5 protein-coding genes are annotated in these 2,849 nt (G+C 44.8%); 2 read left to right on the forward strand and 3 right to left on the reverse strand.

Annotated features, from left to right (window positions below; all coding sequences use genetic code 11):
- Positions 1–90: 90 nt before the first annotated feature.
- Complete coding sequence (locus B3O33_RS01600) at positions 91–840, reverse strand: hypothetical protein (protein ID WP_292362201.1); 750 nt, start codon at positions 838–840, stop codon at positions 91–93.
- Between the two features lie 352 nt (positions 841–1,192).
- Between B3O33_RS01600 and B3O33_RS01605 the strand changes: the two genes are divergently transcribed.
- Complete coding sequence (locus tag B3O33_RS01605) at positions 1,193–1,528, forward strand: ArsR/SmtB family transcription factor (protein WP_292362200.1); 336 nt, start codon at positions 1,193–1,195, stop codon at positions 1,526–1,528.
- A gap of 20 nt (positions 1,529–1,548) precedes the next feature.
- The gene (locus B3O33_RS01610) at positions 1,549–2,085 is read left to right on the forward strand and encodes an SRPBCC family protein (protein ID WP_292362199.1); all 537 of its coding nucleotides are present in this window, start codon (positions 1,549–1,551) and stop codon (positions 2,083–2,085) included.
- A 22-nt stretch (positions 2,086–2,107) separates the two neighbouring features.
- Here B3O33_RS01610 and B3O33_RS01615 read toward each other — a convergent pair whose 3' ends face one another.
- Positions 2,108–2,497: a VOC family protein gene (locus B3O33_RS01615; protein WP_292362198.1), complete on the reverse strand. Its 390-nt coding sequence runs from the start codon at positions 2,495–2,497 to the stop codon at positions 2,108–2,110.
- Between the two features lie 56 nt (positions 2,498–2,553).
- A partial coding sequence (locus B3O33_RS01620; RefSeq protein ID WP_292362801.1) for an NAD(P)/FAD-dependent oxidoreductase occupies positions 2,554–2,849 on the reverse strand: 296 nt, incomplete at its 5' end.

Below are 2,849 nucleotides of genomic sequence, written 5' to 3' on the forward strand. Positions count from 1 at the left end.
GCTCCAGCCTGCCGACTTAATATTGTTGAGCAGAGTGAGTGTGGTTTTCATAACATTACCTCATAAAGTCAGAAGTTCAGGAAGACAAAATCAGCTTTTCTCTCCATGAGAAAACCGATCACGTATAGGTTTAAAAGCCAGTACAACCTCATCTTTCAGATTATTGACTTTGATAACCCGACCAAACCGATAGCTATTAAAACCGATGTAATACAACCCAAGTTGTAGCAACGCCACCAACAGAAACAACGCACTGCCAATGGTCATTAAAAGCAGTAGCGTTGAAGCGATGTACACCACACTGAGCACTGCAAGATGGTTTTTATCCAAACTGGTTAACTGTTGTGAACAGACAAAATATCCCAGCATGGCCAATATAAATCCCAACAAAGCAGCTACCGCCAGTGGCGGCAATAATACCCCCCCTGCAGCGCCCACCAGAAACAGTATATAGCTGTAACGTGTATATTTTTCCTTAGCGATAAAGCCTAATAGTTTGTCACTGCTCAGGTTCTCTCCAACCCGATCATCAAAATCTGGCGACTGCTTTATTTGCTTATTCAGCGAAAAAAACGCGACCACCCCAGCCAGTAACAAGAGGATTCCCAGCCAGAAAATCATAGGGCTGTAGGAAAGACCATCGCTTAATGCCGCCGCTCCACGGCAAATCGGTGGCGAGGAATAGATGCACGCCATCATTTGCGTGATGACATCTTTATTGCCATAACGACTCATTGTATCCAGAGTGGATGCGTAGGCTGCAAAAAACCACACCAGCGATATCAGCAAAATGACCATACCCGCCAGCATCAGAATCAGGCTGAGTTTTCTTGGATTCATGGGCTGAACTCCTTTTCAAAGGTCGGGAAAAATATCACTGGAGATGACTCTTCCAAACAGACAGCATTGGGAAATGGGGGGACAAAGCGATAAAGTCCAGGCATTGAAAGCCCGCTATTAAGACAAAATACAACGTTAGTAACCATCTGGGCTCAAGCTGCATTGACTGGAGATAAAGTGATACGCATCATTCGCATCTCTTATATTTTTTGTGAAATATTTCACAGTTTACACTTTACCGCAAGCATTATTTTCACCGAACCTATCACAAAACTCCATCCATAACAGTGGTTTAGCACATTATTAAACCAAATGGTTGACAATAATTAATAATGAGAGGATATTAAACCTCATGGTTAAATATAACGCGACAAATTTAGATACTTTATTTCATGCTCTGGCTGATCCAACACGGCGCTCAATGTTGCAGGCTCTGGCTTTGCAAAGCCGGTCGATCGGTGAGCTTGCCGAACCGTTTGATATGTCACTGGCAGCGGCTTCGAAACATATTCGGGTTCTGGAACAGGCAAGTTTAATTAATCGCAAAGTGCAAGGCAGGAGTCATATCTGCGAACTGAATGCAGCACCGATGCATGGCGGCCTTGAATGGATACAGCATTACCAGCGCTATTGGAATCAGCAACTGGATACGCTGGAGCAGTTGCTTAGTAAACCAGAGTCAAATTAATCTCATAAGGAGTCAATGTGATGTCCAACATTTATGGTGAATTAATTACCCCTGACACATTACAGATTGAACGAACATTGCCTGGCCCGATTGAGCGTGTCTGGCGTTATTTGACTGAGCCTGAGTTACGGCAAAAATGGCTGGCTGCAGGTCCCATGGAGCTGGAAATGGGTGGTGAAGTGACGTTGGTATTCAACAATAATTCATTGACCACCGCTGGAGATCTGCCACCTGAAAAATATGCCGACTATGGCGGTGAACATATTGTTAGAGGCAATATAACGGCTTGTGACCCGCCGTTTTTACTCAGCTATACCTGGCCGATGGGAGACAATGAAAACTCCGAGGTGCGTTTTCAATTAACCGAGCATGGCGATAAAGTTCGGTTAACCGTCACCCACTCCCGCTTGCTTAAATCGGAACAAAAGCTTTCTGTAGCGGGAGGCTGGCATGTGCATCTGGAATTTCTTCTGGCACAGCTTAATAATCAAACACCCCCACCGTTTTGGGCTACCCATACAACACTGGAAGCGGAATATGCACGATTATTCAAATAGCTGAATCGTGTACGGTGCACTTTCAGGGGAAATTCAGCTGCCATGAAACACCAAAACGGTCTTGTAACCAGCCAAATTGCTGACTGAAGCCATAATTATCCAGCGGCATATGAATCTGACCGCCTTCGGCAAGGGTTTTAAATAGGGTGCTGAGTTCGTCAACTGATTCGCAGTTCACAAAGATTGAAAACGCCGGGGTAAAGTCAAAGTCATGCTTGACTGGGCTGTCAATGCAATTAAAGGTTCGCCCGTTTAACGAAAACCTGCCAAATTGTAATTTGCCTTTATTTTCACCAGAAGTATATTCGGTTGATTCGATAATTTCAGAATCGGGGAACAGCTCTACGTATAACAACATGGCTTGTTTCGCATCGCCATCAAACATCAGATGTGGAAGAATTTCTGTTGCCATTGTCAGTAATCTCTCCTCGCTTGGTATTATTGAATTTACTGAGGCTTAATGCCTACTCAAACAAATTGCCCGGCTGCATGGCCTGAAGCCCAGGCCCACTGGAAATTGTGCCCACCCAAATGTCCAGTAACATCAACGACTTCACCGATGAAATACAATCCCGGATGCTCCTTGCTTTCCATGGTTTTGGAAGACAGAGCATTGGTATCAATACCTCCCAGTGTCACCTCGGCGGTTCGATAACCTTCGGTACCCGAAGGTTTAACTGTCCAGGGTTGGCAATGCGCAACAATCTGTTCAATATCAGCATCGGAAAGCTGACCAACAGGTTTGTCTTCAATCCATTGCTCAC

This window comes from Methylophaga sp. UBA1464 (assembly GCF_002325665.1).
Taxonomy (GTDB): domain Bacteria; phylum Pseudomonadota; class Gammaproteobacteria; order Nitrosococcales; family Methylophagaceae; genus Methylophaga.